Here is a 21,581-nt window from a genome sequence, read left to right as displayed (position 1 = left end):
CTTCCTCCTTTCACGCAGGATAGATGAGAAACACGCACTATTAACCTGCTGATGAAAAGGGTTAATTCGCTGATTAATGCGAATTTTGCTTCATTCAGATAAAAATGACAAAAAGTAAAAACGCGTAAAAAATCTGCGTGAGCAGTGGTGAAAAGTTACACTGCGCTTCGTCAGATGAGTCACTATATTTATCAGGCAGCAATTGCCTGTTTTTGTTCTTTTTGCCGAAGAGGATGGCGCATGGCTGGACATGAGAAGACCCGACACAGCGAGTATTCGCTGATTTTCCCGATTCTGGCGCTGGCGGTGCTGAGCTTTTTTGGCGGCCAGACAGCGCTTCTGCCGGTAATCGGCATCAATCTGCTGGCGCTGGTAGCGATTTTAAGCAGCGCCTTCAGCGTAGTACGTCACGCCGACGTTCTGGCGCACCGGTTAGGTGAACCTTACGGCTCGCTGATCCTCAGCCTGTCAGTGGTAATTCTGGAAGTGAGCCTGATTTCGGCGCTGATGGCGACCGGCGATGCAGCGCCCGCGCTGATGCGCGATACGCTCTACTCCATCATCATGATTGTTACCGCCGGACTGGTGGGCTGTGCCCTGCTACTTGGCGGGCGTAAATTTGCCACCCAGTACGTTAACCTGGCCGGCGTGAAGCAGTACATGATCGCCATTTTCCCGCTGGCGATTCTGGTGCTGGTGTTTCCTAATGCCCTGCCCGGCGGCAATTTCACCACCACGCAGGCGCTGATCATTGCGGCGATCTCTGCGGCGATGTACGGCGTGTTCCTGCTGATTCAGACCAAAACCCACCAGAGCCTGTTTGTTTACGAGCATGAAGACGAGAGCGATGATGGCGACCCGCATCACGGCAAACCTTCCGCGCACAGCTCGCTGTGGCACACCGCGTGGCTGATTGTGCATCTGATTGCGGTGATCAGCGTGACCAAGATGAACGCCAACTCGCTGGAAATGCTGCTTACTGAAATGAACGCGCCGGAGCAGTTTACCGGTTTCCTCGTCGCGCTGCTGATTCTGTCGCCGGAAGGTCTGGGCGCAATCAAGGCGGTGCTGATGAATCAGGTCCAGCGCGCGATGAATCTGTTTTTCGGTTCGGTGCTGGCTACCATTTCATTGACGGTGCCGACGGTGACCATTATCGCTACCCTGACCGGTCAGCAATTGATTTTCGGCCTTGAGCCGCCGCATATGGTGGTGATGAGCGCGGTGCTGATTCTGTGCCACATCTCGTTCTCCACTGGCCGCACCAACGTGCTCAACGGCGCAGCGCATCTGGCCCTGTTTGCCGGCTATCTGCTGACGATTATGCTGTGATGTGAAATGAAGTGGTCGCCATGAATGGCGACCCTACAGCGCAGGGTGCGCATTCATGTGCATCAGGTGAATCGGTCGTCATGAACGGCGACCGTACAATGTAGGGTGCGCATAAATGCGCACCTGGATAAAGATATCTTTACGGCTTAATAACAGCCGTTAGCACATCTGGCCCTGCCAGCTATTTGCTAAAAATTAAGCCTTAAATCGAATAGTTTATTGCAAATCTTCTGTTTACCCGAAGAAGTTAAAATGTTCACCGCATGCACTCTGGCTGCCAGTCATTATTTATGATTGCCTGTAAATAATCCATACGTCAATTGATTTACATTCTTTTCAGCGCCGACACCGTATCAAAATGCTGCTTGTACGTTAAAACCTTACCGCTTAGCGATGGACGCTATCAGCTTTAATGTCAACCATGAGAGAAAAGCAGATAATAAAATAGTTGCGATAATCAACGCATCAATGGTCGATAAAAAAACATGAAAAGGGTTCACTAATTTACCTAACAGCATATACGATGATTCGGAAAGGAACCTGAACATGACCTCAGGAATAATAATTGCGTAGCCTAGCGTTAAGACAATTAGTAATAGTATCCGTTTCATTTCATGTATGCTCCTTGCAACAAGATATGATAAGTATATAATCGTTTCTTAAGGATTTCTACAGTAAGGGATGATTAACCATGTCGTATCTGAAATTGAAGCTTCAGGCCGATCGTACCATTGCACTCAATTTTGAAAAAGCACTGGCGCAACTGCGTGAAGAAACGCGAACCGCCAGTATCACAGTTGCCTCGGGCATTGAAAGAGTTAGCTGGTATGGTTCCTGCGTTTTTGATGATTACAAAGATGTGTGTAAACGACTGAGAAATGAAGATGTTCGTATGTTTTCAGCTCTGCCACAGGTTTTTTCACGACATGATGTCATCCTTGATATGGTTGAAATCTACTTTAGAAAAAAACTTGCGCGTCTCAGTGAACATAATGTTCAAAATCTGGTGCGCCAACTTGCTGAAAAGGCGGCTAATTATACAAGCGGTAAAGCTTCAAAACTCACCATTTCATTTCTTATCGCGCGCATAGTTACCGAATCTAAAGTTTTTAAGAGTTCGCTGGTTGATGTGATTGACCAGACCTCGCTTTATAGTGTCACAGTTTTAAAATTTTATGGGAAAATACAAATCGCTGCAACAGCAGCTCAGCATTTAAAATTTGCGGATCCGGAATATTATTTCGATCTGTATCAACAGAAATTAGAAATGCTTTATTATCTCATAGAGCCTGAAATGTCTAAAATTATTTACTTAAAGAAATCCGGCTCAACAAATGATGAGCAAATACTGGCATTAGTAGAACGGTTACTGACAAAATGAAACGAATCTTTTCCTGGTTCTATGCATGGTTAAGTCAGTCTTTTTTTTCACTAATACCGGTGATTGCGGCGGTAGCAGGTGGAATACTTTTGACAGCGCTTTTCCCTCATTATGGGCTGTTATTGACTCTACTGTGGGTCATTGCCATGGGTGCTATTTACGTGAAATATTTTAGATGGTTTTGACGGTCAATTTCAGTTGATACTTTATGTAATCCCTTCGTTGTTAAGCGCCTGCGACAGAATTAACCATTCTATTACAAAGGCACCCGCGGGTGCCTTTGCTGTTGCTATGACAAATCAGTTACTGGTATCCAGCTCCGGGAAGCTTTTAACCAGATCATCAATCGCTTTCATCTGCGCCAGGAACGGTTCCAGCTTATCAAGCGGCAGCGCGGACGGGCCGTCGCATTTGGCGCTGTTCGGCTCCGGGTGCGCTTCGATGAACAGACCGGCGATGCCTACCGCCATGCCCGCACGCGCCAGTTCGGCAACCTGCGCACGACGACCGCCAGAGGCCGCGCCAAACGGATCGCGCGTCTGCAGCGCATGGGTGACGTCAAAAATCACCGGGCTGTTATTAGTGACTTTCTTCATCACGTTGAAACCGAGCATATCAACCACCAGGTTGTCATACCCGAAGTTGCTGCCGCGATCGCACAGAATCACCTTGTCGTTGCCACCTTCGGCAAACTTATCGACGATATTGCCCATCTGGCCCGGGCTGACGAACTGCGGCTTCTTCACGTTGATCACGGCACCGGTTTTCGCCATCGCTTCCACCAGGTCGGTCTGACGCGCCAGGAAGGCCGGCAGCTGAATCACGTCCACCACATCGGCGACCGGCTGCGCCTGCCAGCTTTCGTGCACGTCAGTGATAATTTTCACGCCGAACGCCTGCTTCAGCGCCTGGAAAATTTTCATGCCTTCGTCGAGGCCAGGACCACGGTAAGACTTGATGGAAGAGCGGTTGGCTTTGTCAAAAGAGGCTTTGAACACATACGGAATGCCGAGCTTGTCGGTTACCTTCACGTAATGTTCGCAGATGCGCATGGCGAGATCCTGGGATTCCAGCACGTTCATGCCGCCGAAGAGAACAAATGGCAGATCGTTTGCGACCTTGATATCGCCGATACTCACTACTTTCTGTGTCATGCCCTTTCCTTAAATGTCGGGGGACGCTTAGTGCAGCGTCACCTGTTTCTGTTCAATTGCGTGGATCTGCACTTTAATCATCTCGCTGACTGGGTCTTCAGGACACTGTTCAACGAAATAGGTCAAATCGGTCAGTGCGATATGCTCGCACTCCAGCTGGGCGTAAATCAAACCGCGGTCGCGAATCTCATAGGGATCGTCCGGGTCGATTTGCAGCAGCACCTGGCTGACGTTGAGCGCCAGCTCCATCTGCTTCTCATCCATCAGCGCCGCTTTCAGCGTGTCGAGCATTTTGCGCATCACGCTGACGGTTTTTGCTTCGTCGAGGTCGTCAGAATAGAGCTTTGCCGTCGGGCTGATGTTGCCCTTCAGCCACACTTCCAGCGTGTGGGTGTCGAGCGTCTCACCGTTAAACGGATTGATCAGCCACATTTCACCGTCGAGCCAGTCGGCACGCAGTATCAGCTGCGTCGGGAAAATCACCGGCATCAGCGGCAGCTCAAGCTCATCCGCAATGTGCAGCAGAATCACGCCGAGCGACACCGCCGTTCCCTGCCGGCTCTTCAGCACTTTATCGATCCACAGCGCGTCTGACAGATTGTACACGCCGCTGGCACCGCCAAAGCCCCACTGCTGGTAAAACAGATCGAGCAGCTTCTCCAGCTGCAGATCCGCATCCTGTTCGCTACTGACATAGCGCCGCGCCTCTTCAACCAGGTCAGCCAGCTGCTGCTGGACGGAAGGCGCGGAAAAATCATTGCGTATGGCGCAGGTCGCGCCAATCACCGCTTCACTTAACGGTGTTTCACTGTAATCAAGTTGCACTGGCGAGGTCATACTATCCCCAATAACGGCATTTTGGTCATCGCCAGTTTAATCACCAGCAATAATGCGACCACGGCGACTAAACAGGCGACCCAGCGGGTCGCCATGCTGCGCGGGCGACGACTCAATGCCACGGAACCTAAGGCGATGTAGATGATAACCGCTAACAGCTTCTCCGTCAGCCAGCTTCCTTGTGGGGTAAACGGATAAAAGTGGGTAATCAGCACCAGCAGTGCACCGCTGAGCAGCAGGAATGTATCGTTGACGTGCGGCGCAATGCGCACCCAGCGCCGTTGCAGCTGGGCAGATCCGGTGGTCAGCCAGTAAAAACGCAGCAGAAACAGCGTGATGGTGATCGCGACCGTCAGCAGATGGAAATTTTTTATCAGCGGATACCAGCTGGCCATAGTGCTTCCTTAAGTAAGTTGTCCAAGCGTGACGCGCGGATTGCCGCCGTAATCCTCAACGGTGGTGACCGCCTGAAAGCCATTACGGGTCAGCAGCGCGCGTACAGCCTCGCCCTGCTGCCAGCCGTGTTCCAGCAGCAGCCAACCCTGCGGTTGCAACCAGTGCGGCGCGCGTTCAATGATTAATCGTAAATCGGCCAGCCCGGCCTCCTCCGCCACCAGCGCGCTGAGCGGCTCAAAACGCACGTCACCCTGCTGCAGATGTTCATCGGCGGCATCAATGTAAGGCGGATTGCTGACAATCAGATCGAAACGTTGGGCGGGCAGATCGTCGAACCAGTGGCTGCGCACAAATCCGGCGTTGGTGAGGTGCAGGCGCTGGGCGTTGTCCTGCGCCAGCGCAACCGCGGCGGCGATGCGGTCGCAGCCGGTAATCTGGCAATCGGGCCGCTCGCTGGCCAGCGCCAGCGCAATGGCGCCGGTGCCGGTACCGAGATCGAGCACCGCGGAAGGCGTCGCGGGCAGCCGCAGCAGCGCCTGCTCCACCAGCACTTCGGTATCCGGACGCGGAATCAGCGTGGCATCACTGACGCGCAGCGGCAGCGACCAGAACTCGCGTTCGCCCACCAGATGCGCAATCGGCTCACCGCGCACGCGGCGTGCCAGTAACGTCTCCAGCTGCGCCAGTTGCGCATCATCGAGCGGGCTGTCGTCAAACGCTATCAGCCAGCTGCGCGATTTGCCGGTGACAAAACCCAGCAGAATCTCCGCGTCGCGCTTCGGGCTATCGCCTCCGCACAACGCAGCCTGCGCCTGCTGCAGCCAGCGCCGGACGTTCATCACTCCTGCCCGGCCAGTGCGGCCAGCTGGTCAGCCTGATACTCCTGCACAATCGGCTCGATCAGCGTATCCAGTTTGCCTTCCATGGTTTCGTCGAGGCGGTAGAGCGTCAGGTTGATGCGGTGATCGGTCACGCGCCCCTGCGGGAAGTTATAGGTACGAATACGGTCGGAACGGTCGCCGCTGCCCAGCAGGTTACGCCGCGTTGAGGCTTCCGCCGCCTGGCGCTTTGCCATTTCCGCCGCGTGAATACGTGCGCCCAGCACCGCCAGCGCTTTGGCTTTGTTTTTGTGCTGCGAGCGCTCATCCTGGCACTCCACCACGATGCCGGTTGGCAGGTGGGTGATACGGATCGCCGAATCGGTGGTGTTAACGTGCTGACCGCCTGCGCCGGAAGAGCGGAAGGTGTCGATTTTCAGATCGCCCGGATTGATGTCCGGCAGTTCGGCTTCCGGCAGCTCCGGCATCACCGCCACGGTACAGGCGGAGGTGTGAATGCGCCCCTGCGATTCGGTTTCCGGCACGCGCTGCACGCGATGGCCGCCGGATTCAAACTTCATGCGGCCATAGGCGCCATCACCGGTGATACGCGCAATGACTTCTTTGTAGCCGCCATGCTCGCCATCGTTGGCGCTCATGATCTCCACCTGCCAGCGACGCGCTTCGGCATAGCGACTGTACATGCGGAACAGATCGCCGGCGAAAATCGCCGCTTCGTCGCCACCGGTACCGGCACGCACTTCGATAAAACACGGACGTTCATCGTCGGGATCTTTCGGCAGCAGCAGCACCTGAAGCTGCTGTTCCAGCACCTCGCGCTTGTCGCGCGACAGCTTTAACTCTTCCTGCGCCATGTCGCGCATTTCCGCATCGTCGAGCAGCATTTCAGCCGTTTCGACATCTTCCTGCACCTGCTGCCATTCGCGGAAACAACGGGTGACGTCGCTCAGCTGGGCATATTCACGTGATAACGCGCGGAAACGGTCCTGATCGCCAATTACGCCGGCATCGCCCAGTAACGCTTCAACTTCTTCATGGCGTTCCTGCAGCGCTTCCAGCTTGGCAACAATCGAGCTCTTCATCTAATAGAGGGTATCCCAGTGATAGGTCGTGACAGACCAGATTACTCTAAACCGAGGCTGTCACGTAAGATCTGCAGGCGTTCGCTGTCGCCGTCGCGCGCGGCCTGCTGCAGTGATTTGGTTGGTGCATGAATTAAACGGTTGGTGAGCTTGTGTGCCAGCTCCTGCAAGACTTTTTCGGCATCAGCACCCTGACGCAATGCCGCCAGCGCACGATCCTGCAGCTCGGCGCGCACGTCGTCAGCCTGCGCGCGGTATTCGCGGATGGTCTCACCGGCGCTTTGCGCGCGCAGCCAGGCCATGAATTCACCGCTCTCCTGCACCACAATGCTTTCCGCCTGCACCGCCGCCGCTTTGCGCTGCGCCATGTTCTGCTCGATGATCGCCTGCAGATCATCCACGCTGTACAGATAAGCGTTGGCCAGCTTGCCCACTTCCGGCTCAACATCGCGCGGCACGGCGATATCCACCAGCAGCATAGGCTGATTGCGGCGCGCCTTCAGCGCCCGTTCCACCATGCCTTTGCCAATAATCGGCAGCGGACTGGCGGTGGAGGAGATAATGATATCGGCATCGGCCAGGCGGGTTTCGATATCGGCAAGGCCAATCACTTCGGCGCCGACTTCGTCCGCCAGCAGCTGTGCGCGTTCACGCGTGCGGTTGGCGATCATCAGTTTGCGCACGCTGTGTTCGCGCAGGTGGCGCGCCACCAGTTCGATGGTTTCACCGGCACCAACCAGCAGCACGTTAACGCTGCTAAGTGATTCGAAAATCTGACGGGCTAAGGAGCAGGCAGCAAAGGCGACCGACACCGCGCTGGCGCCGATTTCGGTTTCGGTGCGCACGCGCTTGGCCACCGAGAAGGTTTTCTGGAACATGCGTTCCAGCTCGCTGCTCAGCGCATGGTCGCGCGAGGAGTCAGCATGGGCTTTTTTGACCTGACCGAGAATCTGTGGCTCGCCCAGCACCAGCGAGTCGAGTCCGCTGGCCACGCGCATCAGGTGGCTGACCGCCGCGTTATCCTGATGCCAGTACAGGCTGTTGCGCACGTCCTCTTCACGTAAGTCGTGATACTCGCACAACCAGCGCACCAGCTGCTCCTGCAGATCGGTCTGCTGCTCTACGCTGAGGTAGAGTTCCGTCCGGTTACAGGTAGAAAGCACCACCCCGCTCTGCACCATCGGCTGAGACAGCAAGCTGTTCAGCGCCTGGTCCAGCGTGTCTGGCGTGAACGAAACACGTTCGCGCAGCGCAACAGGTGCGGTTTTGTGGTTGATTCCGAGAGCAAGCAGCGTCATGGTGATTCGGGTTGGGAAGTCCCAATAATTGTCAGGTTTTGTGCTGCGCATTCTACAAGATGCAACAGATCAAGAAAAGCCATACAAAGCCTATGACTGTAATAAGATTAAACTGATCGTGCGCAATTATCCTGACATCGCCATTGACGGCACAGAGACGGATGGTTAGCGTTACCGGTTACGACGTAAAAACGTGTCTGAGGAGACGACCACGTGATGCATTTGCCCCCGCGCCAGCTGTTGCGCCTTTTGCCCCTTGCCAGCGTGTTGCTGGCTGCCTGTAGCATCAACAAACCCCAGCAAGGTCCCGGTCCCAGCACGACATCGCCGCAGTGGCAGCAACATCAGCAGGCGGTAGCGAAAATTACCCAGTACCAGACGCGCGGCGCGTTTGCCTATCTGTCGGATAAGCAGAAGGTTTATGCCCGCTTCAACTGGCAGCAAACTGCTGCAGACCGTTACCGTCTGCTGCTGACTAACCCGCTCGGCAGCACAGAACTGCAGCTCGACGCGCAGGGTTCGGTGGTGCAGATTGTCGATAACAAAGGCAAACGCTACGTCAGCAACGACGCGGAGAAGATGATTTCCCAGCTCACCGGCATGGATATTCCGCTGGCGAACCTGCGTCAGTGGATGATGGGTCTGCCTGGCGACGCCAGCGACTATCAGCTGAACAACAATTATCAGCTGCAAAGCCTGACCTACAGCCGCAACGGCCAGCAGTGGAAGGTGAATATCAGCGATTACGACAGCAAGGTGAACCCGCCGCTGCCGGCCAACCTCGAACTGACCGAAGGCGGTCAGCGCATCAAACTGCGCATGGATAGCTGGACCACACAATGATCACCACCTGGCCCGCGCCGGCAAAGCTCAACCTGTTTCTCTACATTACCGGCCGTCGTGCAGACGGCTACCACAATTTGCAGACGCTGTTTCAGTTTCTCGATGTTGGCGACACCCTGGAGATTACCCCGGATAACAGCGGCAATATCACCCTGCTGACGCCGCTCGACGGCGTGGCCGATGAAGACAACCTGATCGTGCGGGCGGCGCTGGCGCTACGTGCCGCAGCGGCGGACAAAGGCACCCTGCCGCCGCAGGCCGGTGCCCGGATCGCGCTGGAGAAGCGCCTGCCGATGGGCGGTGGTCTGGGCGGTGGCTCGTCTGATGCCGCGACGGTGCTGGTGGCGCTGAACCATCTGTGGCGCACCCAGCTCAGCGTGGATGAGCTGGCTACGCTTGGCGTGCGCCTCGGTGCCGATGTGCCGGTATTCGTGCGCGGCCATGCGGCGTTTGCCGAAGGGGTCGGCGAGCAATTGCAGCCCGCGTTTCCGGCGGAAAAATGGTATCTGGTGGCCCATCCTGGCGTCAGCATCGCCACCCCGGATCTGTTTCGCGATCCTGAACTGACGCGCGATTCACCAATACGCACATTAGATGAACTGTTGCAGCGTCCTTTTCACAATGATTGTGAAGCGGTAGCAAGAAAACGTTTTCGTGAGGTTGATGCGCTGCTTTCCTGGCTGCTAGAATACGCGCCGTCGCGCCTGACAGGGACCGGCGCTTGCGTGTTTGCTGAATTTGACACCGAGTCCGCTGCTCGTCAGGTGCTGGAGCTTGCCCCGAAATGGATGTGCGGATTTGTGGCGCGTGGGCTTAATCTCTCGCCGTTACAGCGTACCCTTTCCGGGCTCTAAGCGTAAACGTGACAGTGTCACCCTGTTCCAGACACTGCACGTGACGCATTAACACACCCGTATGAACAGGCTCAAATGTATTCGCCGGTTATTTTTGAGCGGTTCATTCTCTGGACGCCAAGCCTGAGGTTCTTCTCGTGCCTGATATGAAGCTATTTGCTGGTAACGCCACCCCGGAACTAGCACAACGTATTGCCAACCGCCTTTACACCAGCCTCGGAGACGCCGCTGTCGGCCGTTTCAGCGATGGCGAAGTAAGTGTACAGATTAATGAAAATGTACGCGGTGGTGATATTTTCATCATCCAGTCCACCTGTGCCCCCACCAATGATAACTTGATGGAGCTGGTTGTGATGGTCGACGCACTGCGTCGGGCTTCTGCTGGTCGTATTACTGCTGTAATCCCTTACTTTGGCTATGCCCGTCAGGACCGCCGCGTGCGTTCTGCCCGCGTGCCAATTACCGCCAAAGTTGTGGCTGATTTCCTCTCCAGCGTCGGCGTGGACCGTGTACTAACGGTTGACCTGCACGCTGAACAGATCCAGGGCTTCTTTGATGTCCCGGTGGATAACGTGTTCGGTAGCCCGATTTTGCTGGAAGATATGCTGCAGATTGGTCTGGAAAACCCGATTGTGGTTTCGCCGGACATCGGTGGCGTAGTGCGCGCTCGCGCTATCGCCAAACTGCTCAACGACACCGACATGGCCATCATCGACAAACGTCGCCCGCGTGCGAACGTGTCGCAGGTGATGCACATCATCGGTGACGTTGCCGGTCGTGATTGCGTACTGGTCGACGATATGATCGACACCGGCGGTACGCTGTGCAAAGCGGCTGAAGCACTGAAAGAGCGCGGCGCGAAACGCGTGTTCGCTTACGCCACCCATCCAATCTTCTCTGGCAACGCGGTGGAAAATCTGCGCAAATCAGTGATTGATCAGGTGATTGTTTGCGACACTATTCCGCTGTCGGAAGAGATGAAGTCACTGCCAAACGTGCGTACGCTGACGCTGTCTGGCATGCTGGCCGAAGCCATTCGTCGTATCAGCAACGAAGAATCGATTTCGGCGATGTTCGAACATTAATTGTTCGCGAAAAACCGGGCGCCCTGCCCGGTTTTTTATTGCCTGTGCGCGGAGTAACACCCCGATAAAGCCGCTTCCGCTGCCACTATTTGCGCGATAAATGGCCTCAAAATCCGCCAATCTCCCCGCCTTCCACTCTTTTTATCAGACAAGCGCATCCGGGCTTTAGCGGTCCAGTGATTAGTGATATTTTTCACCACACTTTTGCTGAGAACTCCGACCACCATGCCACTCGACATTTATACGTTGTTTATTTGCGAGCTCTACGTGCTGGGGTTTCTGAGCATTATTTTGATTTTTGCCTGGGTCGGGGCGCAGTACGACCGGGTGCTGGGTTTTACCACACTGACGCTAATACTGACGCTTGCCGCCGTGCTGCTCAGCAGCCTGCGCAGCGCCGGTTTACACTTTTTGCCGGTGGCGGTCGGGAATGTCATCATGCTGCTGGCCTACGGCACCCTGCTCAACGCCTTTCGTACTTTTTGCCGCCTTCCGCTCGGTTTTTGCTGGATCACTGGCGCGCTGTTGTGGGCGCTGCTTTGTGCCTTTCCGCAGTTCTATCACGGCCAGCCGAAACGCGTGCTGGTCATGTGCCTGCTGTGCATCATCTTTACCGCCGCGCTGATTCGTCTGCAGTGGCAGGCACGCGCCTCGCTGACCGTCACTTTCTGGCCCGCGCAGATACTGCTGTGGATCCACTTACTGTTCCATCTGGCGCGCATTTTCCTTGACGATGCGGTAGCCACCCCCGTACCGGGCGCCATTGGCGGGTCCGGCTTTTCGGTGTATGTGATTCTGGAGTCGATCCTCTTCGTCATCGGCCTGACATTCACTATCCTGGCGATGGTCAATGAGCGTACGCAGATCGCCCATAAGCTGGCGTCGCTGCACGATCCGCTTACCGGCGTCTGGAACCGGCGCGCATTGTTTGAGGCCGCAGAAAAACTGCTGCTGCGCCACGCACGTTTGCCGCAGCCCTATATTTACAGTGCAGTGCTGTTCGACCTCGATCATTTCAAAAGCATTAACGATCGCTATGGCCATCAGCAGGGGGATCGGGTGCTGGTGGATTTTTGTCAGGTGGTAAAAGCGTTAATGCCGGTTGAGGGTCAGTTTGCCCGGCTGGGCGGTGAGGAGTTTGCCGCGTTGCTTCCTGGCGACAGTGAGCAGGCGCAGCGCATCTGTGAGCGTATCCGGCTGGCGACACAGCTGTCGCTACCCAACGACATCGGTTATACAGTGAGCATTGGCTTTGCCACTGCCAGCCAGCGTCATCAGGCGTTTCCCTCCCTGCTGGCGCTGGCTGATGAAGCCTTGTATCGCGCTAAAGCCGCCGGACGTAACCGCGTCGAAGGTTATCAGACGCCGCAGGCGGCAATGGCGGAAGCCGGTTAGTGCGTTGAGTGGTGATCGCGACGGCAGCGTTTATCACCGTAGTGACGCAACCAGTAATAGCGGTCTTCCACCCTCTCCCGCCCGCTGACGCGTGCGCCGACCAGCCACAGTAGCGCACCCACGAAAATACTGAACATCGCTCCATGCGCGAGGAACTGTGGCAGGTTGACCGACGGCAGCTGGTTAATGATGGAATAACCCACCCCGAGTACCATGGTTAACAAGCCGAGACACATCAAACCATTACCGACGGTGCGGCAGTGTTGACGTTTCATGATTCACCTCCATCCTTTTCAGCAACGCAGAAAACAGCACGTTTGGTTAACTGGCCATAAGTTTAGGCAATGGCTGGCGGTTAAGATGCGTACAGGATCACACATCCTTCACAATGTCTGACAAAACTTTACCGCCAGCACATTGATTTCGATAGAAATTGATTAGTCACCTTTGGTCATTAATCTGTCATTGCGCCCTTTGTCATCCCCGCCGGCAGGCAGTAAACTATCGCCCTTTCGCAGCGAGACAGGATAAACATCGTGAGCAGCATTAAACTGATTGTGGGGCTGGCCAATCCCGGCGCTGAATACGCGGCAACGCGCCATAACGCTGGTGCCTGGTATGTGGATTTACTTTGCTCGCGCCATAATCAGTCTCTCAAAGAGGAGCCGAAGTTTTTCGGCTACACCGCGCGCCTGTCGCTGGCCGGCGAGGATGTGCGCCTGCTGGTGCCTACCACCTTTATGAACCTGAGCGGCAAAGCGGTGGCGGCGATGGCGACGTTCTATCGCATTACGCCGGAAGAGATTCTGGTGGCACACGATGAAATGGACCTGCCGCCAGGCGTGGCGAAATTCAAACAGGGCGGCGGCCATGGCGGTCATAATGGCCTGAAAGACATCATCAGCAAGCTCGGTAATAACAACAATTTTCATCGCCTGCGCGTCGGTATCGGCCATCCGGGCGATCGTAACAAGGTCACAGGATTTGTGCTCGGCAAGGCACCGGCCAGCGAGCAGAAACTGATTGACGAGGCGGTCGACGAAGCGGTGCGCTGCACCGAGCTGTGGCTGAAAGAGGACAAGATCAAGGCGATGAACCGCCTGCACGCCTTCAAAGCCAGCTAAGCCAATTCCCGCGCCGCCGCAGGGAATTCTGTGTATAATGCGCGAAAATTTTTGAATCAGTCGGCGCTGTCTGCCAGCGCTGCACACTCAGTGAGAAAGGTAAGATCATGGGATTTAAATGCGGTATTGTGGGCCTGCCGAACGTCGGTAAATCCACCCTGTTCAACGCGCTGACCAAAGCGGGTATCGAAGCAGCCAACTTTCCGTTCTGCACCATCGAGCCCAACACCGGCGTGGTGCCGATGCCTGACCTGCGCCTCGATCAGCTGAGCGAAATTGTTAAGCCACAGCGCGTGGTGCCAACCACCATGGAGTTCGTGGACATCGCCGGTCTGGTAAAAGGCGCGTCGAAAGGTGAAGGCCTGGGCAACCAGTTCCTGACCAACATCCGCGAAACTGAAGCTATCGGCCACGTGGTACGCTGCTTTGAAAACGACAACATCATCCACGTCTCCGGTAAAGTAAACCCGGCGGAAGATATTGATGTCATCAACACCGAGCTGGCGCTGTCGGATCTCGACACCTGCGAACGTGCCATTCAGCGCTGCCAGAAGAAAGCCAAAGGCGGCGACAAAGATGCTAAGGCGGAACTGGCCGCGCTGGAGAAGTGCCTGCCGCATCTGGAAAACGCCGGTATGCTGCGCTCGCTGTCGCTGGACGCCGATGAGAAAGCAGCGATCCGCTATCTCAGCTTCCTGACGCTGAAGCCGACCATGTACATCGCCAACGTTAATGAAGACGGTTTCGAGAACAACCCGTATCTCGACCAGGTGCGCGCGATTGCTGAAGCCGAAGGCTCAGTGGTGGTGCCGGTCTGTGCGGCAGTGGAATCGGACATCGCCGAGCTGGAAGATGAAGAGCGCGACGAATTCATGGCCGAACTGGGCCTGGAAGAGCCGGGCCTCAACCGCGTGATCCGCGCCGGTTACGCCCTGCTCAACCTGCAGACTTACTTCACCGCAGGCGTGAAAGAAGTACGTGCCTGGACCATCCCGGTTGGCGCCACCGCACCGCAGGCAGCCGGTAAAATCCACACCGACTTCGAGAAAGGCTTTATCCGCGCTCAGACCATCGCGTTCGAAGATTTCATCACATACAAAGGTGAACAGGGTGCGAAAGAAGCCGGCAAAATGCGTTCAGAAGGTAAAGAGTACATCGTGAAAGATGGCGATGTGATGAACTTCCTGTTTAACGTTTAAATAAAATGTGCCGTCTCATGAGGTTTCACCGAGCCTCATAGAGAGCGCAATAACTATAAAATCCACGCAATTGCGTGGATTTTTTATTACATGCTTTTTACGGGCGGGGATAAATTGCCAGCGCCAGTCACATCGCACTCTTTACGGCGGCTGGTCAAAATCTCGGCTGCAGCGCTACTTATAGCTCCCCTTACCGAACCACATTACCTGTTTGATCGAAACGGGCAACCGGGCTGATGCTATTGAGGTACAGCCTGGCTGCAACCAACGGTACTCCCTGGATATACAGCAATTTAACTTATCCTGATGAACGAAAGGTTTCGGGGCAGGATTGGCTGATAAACCTGATGGACCTAAATATACTTACGCTTCGTTTGTCATTATTACAGAGCGCACTCATGAGCCGATACCATGTTGCTGGCAGTGAAGGTAAGTTTGAAAAAGACTCAGGCGAGCAGGTCATGGCCAATAAGCTGGGGCTCACCGATTCCACTGAGATGAACGAGGCAGAACTTGTTCTGTTAGAACAACTCTACCAGTCAGTTTTTGAAGAAAACTTTCCCGAAGGGAAACTTAACGTCGCGCTACTAAAAAGCTGGCATCGCCGCTGGCTGGGTAACATCTACGAATGGGCTGGACAAGAGAGAACGGTCAATATTAGCAAGGGTGGTTTTATGTTTGCGCCTTCAGCACAATTGCCAAAACTGCTGAACGAATACAACAAGTATCTTGCGCATTACACGCCCTGTAACGTCATGGAAGAAGAAGAACTCATCATTGCTATCGCCGTTACCCATGTCGAGCTGATACTTATACATCCCTTCAGAGAAGGAAACGGACGTTTGTCGCGGCTGTTAGCGGATGTCATGGCGGTTCAGGGAGGATACAAACCGCTGGATTATCAAAGCTGGGAGCAGAATAAAACCCAGTATATTTCGGCTATTCATGCTGGTATGTCAATGGACTACGCGCCAATGAAATACTGGGTCAGTCGGGCACTGAGAAGGCACTAAGCCAGTCGAAGATGCGCGAATTTTTTGCGCGCGGCTTCAAGTGAGGCCTCGACGCTAGCTGAGGACTGGCCGGTTTCAACAGCCGTTGACGTTGCTACTGAACGAATGATATCGGAGCGAGAAGGTTTAGCATAACCTGAGTGCGCTTTTTTTCTGTTGTTGGTCATTAAGCCCTCTCTACATCAGTGCAGTTGCGTAAGACACCATAGCCTCAAGAGTATATCAAAGCTTTGAACCAACATCACGTTCCCTTCTGGCTCGGCAAGCTGATGTCCCATCAGGCTTCAAACAATCTCATGAGCCCGGTAAATAAACCCCACGCAAGGCGATGAATCGCGCCGCTACGGCTATTGTGCGAATTGCGGTTTCATTGACTGAATGGCAGCAACGCGGCCGCGCGAATGATTACTGAAGCAGCTACGCCAGGCTAATTATCCGATCCGTTAGTGGCATACAGCGGCCATGACTCAAACAGATAGCCGTCGAAATCGATGTCGTCCACATCGGAGAACTCCAGCAGCAGTTGCTTGACGTTTTCCAGGTGCTGCCACATCGCCTGTTTCGCGGCGCGCGCGTCTTTCTTGATTAAGGCGGCGAGGATCTTTTTATGATCGTCGAGCCACTTTTTGCGGTAGTTGGTGTTGATCAGATGCCGGTGCAGCTGGCTCCACATCACGTTGTCTTCGCGCCACTGCCAGGATTGTTTGAACAGCTCCACCAGCATGCTGTTGTGCGTGGCTTCGGCAATCGCCAGGTGGAAATTGCGGTCGCCGTTTTCGCTGTCGTTCACTGCGCCTGACGCCAGTTCGCGCTCTTCCAGCGCCAGCGCCTGGCGCATTTTGATGATGTCCTCGCGCGTCGCCTGTAACGCAGCGAATTCGGCGATATTACTTTCCAGCAGCTGGCGGGCCTGTAGCATCTCAAACGGACCGGCCGCATTGCAGGCGGTTTGCGCAGCGGCACGCGGTGCCGGCGTGTCGTTGATCACATAAATGCCTGCGCCACGCCGCACTTCAATCAACCCTTCCAGCTCCAGCATAATCAGCGCCTCACGCACCAGCGTGCGCGTGACGTTCAGCAGCATCGCCAGTTCACGCTCCGGCGGCAACCGCTCACCAATCGCGTACTGTTTCTGCGTAATCATGTTGCGAAGCATCTCGCCCACTTCCTGATAGGGTCGCTGTGCTGAAGCTTGTGGTTTCATAACGCTCTTTTCTGCTGGTTCAGACATTAGGCCGCCAAATTTTCTACCCTGCACTATAACACAGGGCGTGATTTTCACCGTGGGTTAAGGGTGAAGTAGCGTCGGGCGTTATGGAAGCAGATATCCTGCAACATCGCGCCCAGCGCGGCTTCATCGTGCGGCACAATGCCGTCATGCACCCACTCGCCAAACAGATTGCACAGAATGCGGCGGAAGTATTCGTGCCGCGTATAAGAGAGAAAACTGCGCGAGTCGGTCAGCATGCCAACGAACTGACTGAGCAGCCCCATCTGCGCCAGCTGCTCCAGTTGCCGCAGCATCCCGTCACGCTGATCGTTGAACCACCAGCCAGAGCCAAACTGCATCTTGCCCGCCATGCCTGCGCCCTGAAAGTTACCCGCCATGGTAGCCAGCACTTCGTTGTCACGCGGATTGAGGCAGTAAAGAATGGTTTTTGGCAGCTGGTCATTGGTGTCCATCGCGTCCAGCAGGCGCGCCAGCGGCCAGGCAACAGGATGATCGCCGATGGAGTCGAAACCGCTGTCCGGGCCGAGCTGACGGAACATGCGCGTGCTGTTATTGCGGATCGCACCGATGTGTAACTGCATCGCCCAGCCACGGCGGGCATACTCCGCGCCCAGCCACACCAGCACGGCGGTGCTGAACTGCGCAATCTCCAGCTCGCTCAGCGCCGCACCGCTGCGGCGTCTGGCGAGAATGCCATCCAGCACGCTGTCGGCTGGCACCGCAGCATAGCGCAGCGTTTCAATGCCGTGGTCGGCGGCGCGGCAGCCATGGGCGGAAAAGTGGTCCAGACGGCGCAATAACGCCACACGTAGCGCATCAAAGCTGTCGATGCTGACATCTGCGGCGGCTTCCAGCCGGGTCAGATAATCGGTGAATCCTTCCAGTTCTATCTTAAACACCCGATCCGGACGCCAGCTCGGTGCCACCTCAATATCAAAGCTGCTGTCTTCAGCTATCTGACGATGGTACTGCAGGGAGTCAACCGGATCGTCGGTGGTGCCCACCATGCGTACGTTCATCTGGCGCATAATACCGCGTGCGGAAAATTCAGGCGTGGCCAGCTTCTCTGCACACTCATGCCAGATGCGCGGTGCGGTTTCCGGTCCAAACAGCGTGTCAGTGATACCGAACGGCCGGCGCAGCTCCAGATGCGTCCAGTGATAGAGCGGATTGCCAAGCGTTTTCGGCACGGTCTGCGCCCAGGCCAGGTATTTATCGTAATCGCTGGTGGTGTTACCGGTGATCAGTGATTCCTCTACGCCCGCCGCGCGCAATGCGCGCCATTTGTAGTGATCGCCCTCCAGCCAGATTTGCCCGAGGTTGGCAAACTGCCGGTCTTCTGCAATCTCCTGCGGATTGAGGTGGCAGTGGTAATCATAGATCGGCATCTCCGCCGCCACGTCGTGATACAGGCGGCGCGCCACCTCGCTGTGCAACAGAAAATCGTCATCCATAAAACGCTTCATTTGGCCTCCGGATTGAGGGATGCAACCGCGGCTCTGGCACCCTGCTGGCACAGGCGGTCATAGGTGTGTTGCAGGGCGGCAACAAAGGCCGGATTGGCGGGTAAGTCGTCCGCGAAGATCTCGTCAATGCCCAGCAGTGCCTGCACGCGGGCGGGACCTGAAGGGAACTGCTGATTAATCCGCTCAAACTTAGCGACCAGTGGATCAGCCACCGGGTAGCGCTCACCCTTTTCGTCTTCGCCGAGGATATAACGCATCCAGCCCGCGATGCCGAGCAGCAGATGCCGGCAGTCACTGCCGTGGTGCAGATGATAGCGCAGCGAATCCAGCATGCGCTGTGGCAGTTTCTGACTGCCATCGCTGGCAATTTGCGCCGTGCGATGGCGCAGCGACGGATTACTGAAGCGCTCAAGCAGTTGATGCGCATACGCGTTCAGATCGCTGCCTGCCGGCATCGTCAGCGTGGCCCGCTGTTCAGTCAGCATCAGCGACAGCGCGGCCTGACGGTAAGCGGGCAGCTGCATGGTCTCAGCGATAGTTTCACAACCGCCGAGGTAGCCAAGATATGCCAGAAACGAGTGTGTGCCATTCAGCAGACGCAGTTTCATCAACTCGTAGGGGGCGACATCCGGAACAAATTGCGCACCAACACGCTGCCAGTCGGGACGTCCCGCCACGAAGTTATCTTCGATCACCCACTGACGAAACGGCTCACAGGCGACACCACAGGGATCGGCGATGCCCAGCAGCCCGGTAATCTCGCGCTGCGTCTCCTCCGTCACGGCCGGCACGATGCGGTCAACCATGGTGCAGGGAAACGTGACCTGTTGCTCAATCCATGCCGCCAGCGCCGCATCTTGTCGTTGTGCCAGGCCGATGACCGCAGCCCGCGCGACGTGGCCGTTGTCACGCAGATTGTCGCATGACAGCACGGTAAAAGGCGCCAACCCGGCTTCACGCCGCAAGCGCAGCGCCTCAACGATAAAACCAATGGCAGATTTCGGCTGCCGGGGATGGGCCAGATCGTGCACGATCAGCGGATGAGTGCTGTCCAGTTCCCCGGTTGCGCCATGAGTGCAGTAGCCTTTTTCGGTTACCGTCAGCGAGACGATGGCGGTTTCCGCGCGGGCAAGCGCGTTAAGAATGCCGTCACAACCGTCCAGCGCCGGGTGCAGCGCGGAGTGCACGGAACCAATGATTTTGACGTCATGACGCGTCGCACCTTGCTCGGTGACGCTGTAGAGCAAATTCTGAGCGCGCAATTGTTCCACCAGCAGTCTGCCGCTGGCCGACATCAGGTTGACCTCGCAAATGCCCCAGTCGCTGTCGCTCATCTCCAGCAGATGGTGCTGATAGAGCGCCTGATGCGCGCGATGAAACGCACCGCAGCCGATGTGCACGATGCGCGGCACCAGCCGCTGCTGCTGCCATGCGGGCCGCGCCACCTTAATGCTGGCGTCGGCAAGGTTGTGTTGCATGTAAACTCCTCAGTGTCCGGCGCGACTGCGCGTCCGCCGGGCAAGCGGTACAGGGCGACCGGCGTCAGAAAAAGGCGCGGTGTATCGCCAGCTCAACGCCACGAATCTCAGCCAGACCTTTCAGCCGGCCAATCGCGGAATAGCCCGGGTTGGTTTTCTTATGCAGATCGTCCAGCATCTGATGCCCGTGGTCGGGCCGCATCGGGATCAGGTCTTCCTGTCCCGCATTACGACGGCGCTGCTCCTCTTCGGCAATCGCTTTGATCACCGCAAACATATCGACATCACCGCCAAGGTGCGCGGCTTCGTGGAAAGTTTTGGGGTTGGCTTCACGCCGGGTTGAGCGCAGATGGGCAAAATAGATGCGCGGCCCAAAACGTTTCACCATGCCGGCTAAATCATTTTCCGCCAGTACGCCGTAGGAGCCGGTACACATCGTAAAGCCGTTGGCCGGGCTGTCGATGGTGTCGATCATCCACTGCAGATCGTCGGCATTGGAGACGATACGCGGCAGGCCGAGGATCGGACGCGGCGGATCGTCCGGATGTACCGCCATACGAATACCGACCTCTTCAGCGACCGGGATAATGCCGAGCAGAAACGTGGCAAAGTGCTCGCGCAGCCGGGCTTTGTCGATGCCGTCATAGCGCGCCAGCTGAGCACGGAACTGCGCCAGCGTGTAGCCCTCTTCCGCGCCAGGTAATCCGGCGATGATGTTACGCGTCAGCCGCAGCTTGTGCTCTTCGCTCATGCTGGCGAAGCGCGCAGCGGCCTGGGCTATCTCGTCAGCGCTGTAATCATTTTCTGCGCCCTGACGCTGCAGGATATGCAGCTCGAATACCGCAAATTCAATCTGATCGAAGCGCAGCGCTTTCGCGCCATCCGGCAGCTCGAACGCCAGATCGGTGCGCGTCCAGTCCAGAATCGGCATGAAGTTGTAGCATACGGTGTGGATGCCGCACTGCGCCAGATTGCGCAGCGACTGCTGATAGTTGCTGATCCACTTTTGGCACTGCCCGCTGCCGGTTTTGATCTCCTCATGGATCGGCACACTCTCCACCACCGACCAGACCAGCCCGGCCGCCTCAATCATCGCTTTGCGCTGCAAAATCTCCTCAACCGGCCACACCTCGCCGTTAGGGATGTGATGCAGGGCAGTCACAATGCCGGTAGCGCCCGCCTGTCGGGCATCGGCGAGTGAAACGGGATCGTCAGGGCCATACCAGCGCCAGGTCTGCTTCATGTCGTTCTCTCCTGCGGGCCTGAGCATCATCCTCAAAGCCCTTCCATTTTGGTTGACCAATTTTACAAGCGAAGCGCTTTATGAGCCATAAAAAGCGCCTGCGCAGCGTCAAATTCGGCTTTTCACCGTTGGAAGTCAACCTGATAAATGATTTTGGTTAACCAGATCACAAATACCGCATCAGGCTGGCGACCACCTGACCTAACTGTGGTTCATTCCCGGCGGATAGGTAAAACAGGACGCATCACGCCACGCCCGGCAATCAAGGGCCAGGGTTATGCGCTGGCCGGTATGGACTCCACCTCCGGCCAGGCAGTCACAGACGTTGCTC

General features: G+C 56.0%; 20 protein-coding genes. 9 read left to right on the top strand and 11 right to left on the bottom strand.

What is annotated here, in order from left to right; all coding sequences use genetic code 11:
* Positions 1-240: 240 nt before the first annotated feature.
* Both chaA and ABVR31_RS08360 read left to right on the top strand, forming a co-directional pair.
* Positions 241-1,332, top strand: coding sequence for a sodium-potassium/proton antiporter ChaA (chaA, locus tag ABVR31_RS08365; protein WP_058757491.1), 1,092 nt, complete (start codon positions 241-243; stop codon positions 1,330-1,332).
* Positions 1,333-2,023: 691 nt separating this feature from the next.
* Positions 2,024-2,713 carry a hypothetical protein gene (locus ABVR31_RS08360; protein ID WP_222951933.1) on the top strand — a complete coding sequence of 230 codons (690 nt, stop codon included), beginning with the start codon at positions 2,024-2,026 and terminating at the stop codon, positions 2,711-2,713.
* 299 nt (positions 2,714-3,012) lie between these two features.
* On the opposite strand, the gene kdsA is transcribed toward ABVR31_RS08360, so the two are convergent.
* From kdsA to hemA, 6 genes are read right to left on the bottom strand one after another with little or no spacing between them, the layout of a single operon-like run.
* On the bottom strand, positions 3,013-3,867 hold the full coding sequence (gene kdsA, locus ABVR31_RS08355) for a 3-deoxy-8-phosphooctulonate synthase (RefSeq protein WP_021509944.1): 855 nt from the start codon (positions 3,865-3,867) through the stop codon (positions 3,013-3,015).
* 27 nt (positions 3,868-3,894) lie between these two features.
* A complete protein-coding gene (sirB1, locus tag ABVR31_RS08350) occupies positions 3,895-4,704 on the bottom strand; it encodes an invasion regulator SirB1 (protein ID WP_021509943.1) in 810 nt (269 codons plus the stop codon).
* Positions 4,701-5,099: a SirB2 family protein gene (locus ABVR31_RS08345; protein ID WP_222951932.1), complete on the bottom strand. Its 399-nt coding sequence runs from the start codon at positions 5,097-5,099 to the stop codon at positions 4,701-4,703. The genes sirB1 and ABVR31_RS08345 overlap by 4 nt, the downstream gene beginning before the upstream one ends.
* A 9-nt stretch (positions 5,100-5,108) precedes the next feature.
* Positions 5,109-5,939 (bottom strand): peptide chain release factor N(5)-glutamine methyltransferase, encoded by an 831-nt coding sequence (gene prmC / locus ABVR31_RS08340; protein WP_222951931.1) that lies wholly within the window; start codon positions 5,937-5,939, stop codon positions 5,109-5,111.
* Positions 5,939-7,021: a peptide chain release factor 1 gene (gene prfA / locus ABVR31_RS08335; protein ID WP_058780680.1), complete on the bottom strand. Its 1,083-nt coding sequence runs from the start codon at positions 7,019-7,021 to the stop codon at positions 5,939-5,941. The genes prmC and prfA overlap by 1 nt, the downstream gene beginning before the upstream one ends.
* A gap of 41 nt (positions 7,022-7,062) precedes the next feature.
* Positions 7,063-8,319, bottom strand: coding sequence for a glutamyl-tRNA reductase (gene hemA, locus ABVR31_RS08330; protein ID WP_021509939.1), 1,257 nt, complete (start codon positions 8,317-8,319; stop codon positions 7,063-7,065).
* 216 nt (positions 8,320-8,535) lie between these two features.
* On the opposite strand from hemA, the gene lolB reads away from it, so the two are divergent.
* From lolB to ABVR31_RS08310, 4 genes are all read left to right on the top strand, one after another.
* The gene (lolB, locus tag ABVR31_RS08325; RefSeq protein WP_021509937.1) at positions 8,536-9,162 is read left to right on the top strand and encodes a lipoprotein insertase outer membrane protein LolB; all 627 of its coding nucleotides are present in this window, start codon (positions 8,536-8,538) and stop codon (positions 9,160-9,162) included.
* Entirely contained in the window at positions 9,159-10,016 is an 858-nt protein-coding gene (gene ispE, locus ABVR31_RS08320; protein ID WP_150057859.1) for a 4-(cytidine 5'-diphospho)-2-C-methyl-D-erythritol kinase, read from the top strand. The genes lolB and ispE overlap by 4 nt, the downstream gene beginning before the upstream one ends.
* A gap of 137 nt (positions 10,017-10,153) precedes the next feature.
* Positions 10,154-11,101: a ribose-phosphate diphosphokinase gene (gene prs / locus ABVR31_RS08315; protein ID WP_006118899.1), complete on the top strand. Its 948-nt coding sequence runs from the start codon at positions 10,154-10,156 to the stop codon at positions 11,099-11,101.
* Positions 11,102-11,326: 225 nt separating this feature from the next.
* Positions 11,327-12,496: a GGDEF domain-containing protein gene (locus ABVR31_RS08310; RefSeq protein ID WP_372772399.1), complete on the top strand. Its 1,170-nt coding sequence runs from the start codon at positions 11,327-11,329 to the stop codon at positions 12,494-12,496.
* On the opposite strand, the gene ychH is transcribed toward ABVR31_RS08310, so the two are convergent.
* A complete protein-coding gene (ychH, locus tag ABVR31_RS08305; RefSeq protein ID WP_021509933.1) occupies positions 12,493-12,771 on the bottom strand; it encodes a stress-induced protein YchH in 279 nt (92 codons plus the stop codon). The genes ABVR31_RS08310 and ychH overlap by 4 nt on opposite strands.
* Before the next feature lie 261 nt (positions 12,772-13,032).
* On the opposite strand from ychH, the gene pth reads away from it, so the two are divergent.
* The 3 genes from pth (at position 13,033) to ABVR31_RS08290 (ending at position 15,832) form a co-directional block, all read left to right on the top strand.
* A complete protein-coding gene (gene pth / locus ABVR31_RS08300) occupies positions 13,033-13,620 on the top strand; it encodes an aminoacyl-tRNA hydrolase (protein ID WP_021509932.1) in 588 nt (195 codons plus the stop codon).
* 107 nt (positions 13,621-13,727) lie between these two features.
* Positions 13,728-14,819 carry a redox-regulated ATPase YchF gene (gene ychF / locus ABVR31_RS08295; RefSeq protein ID WP_288421818.1) on the top strand — a complete coding sequence of 364 codons (1,092 nt, stop codon included), beginning with the start codon at positions 13,728-13,730 and terminating at the stop codon, positions 14,817-14,819.
* A 398-nt stretch (positions 14,820-15,217) separates the two neighbouring features.
* The gene (locus tag ABVR31_RS08290) at positions 15,218-15,832 is read left to right on the top strand and encodes a Fic family protein (RefSeq protein ID WP_058757532.1); all 615 of its coding nucleotides are present in this window, start codon (positions 15,218-15,220) and stop codon (positions 15,830-15,832) included.
* Positions 15,833-16,259: 427 nt separating this feature from the next.
* On the opposite strand, the gene uxuR is transcribed toward ABVR31_RS08290, so the two are convergent.
* The 4 genes from uxuR to uxuA all read right to left on the bottom strand — a co-directional run bounded on the left by uxuR (position 16,260) and on the right by uxuA (position 21,250).
* On the bottom strand, positions 16,260-17,036 hold the full coding sequence (gene uxuR / locus ABVR31_RS08285) for a Uxu operon transcriptional regulator (protein ID WP_031280188.1): 777 nt from the start codon (positions 17,034-17,036) through the stop codon (positions 16,260-16,262).
* A gap of 74 nt (positions 17,037-17,110) precedes the next feature.
* Positions 17,111-18,529 (bottom strand): glucuronate isomerase, encoded by a 1,419-nt coding sequence (uxaC, locus tag ABVR31_RS08280; RefSeq protein ID WP_372772396.1) that lies wholly within the window; start codon positions 18,527-18,529, stop codon positions 17,111-17,113.
* Positions 18,526-20,007: a fructuronate reductase gene (locus ABVR31_RS08275; RefSeq protein ID WP_372772394.1), complete on the bottom strand. Its 1,482-nt coding sequence runs from the start codon at positions 20,005-20,007 to the stop codon at positions 18,526-18,528. The genes uxaC and ABVR31_RS08275 overlap by 4 nt, the downstream gene beginning before the upstream one ends.
* A 64-nt stretch (positions 20,008-20,071) precedes the next feature.
* Positions 20,072-21,250 (bottom strand): mannonate dehydratase, encoded by a 1,179-nt coding sequence (uxuA, locus tag ABVR31_RS08270; RefSeq protein ID WP_372772392.1) that lies wholly within the window; start codon positions 21,248-21,250, stop codon positions 20,072-20,074.
* Between the last annotated feature and the right edge of the window lie 331 nt (positions 21,251-21,581).

Source organism: Pantoea sp. WEP (genome assembly GCF_041678305.1).
In the GTDB taxonomy this organism is placed as follows: domain Bacteria; phylum Pseudomonadota; class Gammaproteobacteria; order Enterobacterales; family Enterobacteriaceae; genus Pantoea; species Pantoea dispersa.
Note: the sequence above shows the minus strand (reverse complement) of the source record. Positions and strands in the feature narration are given on the sequence as shown.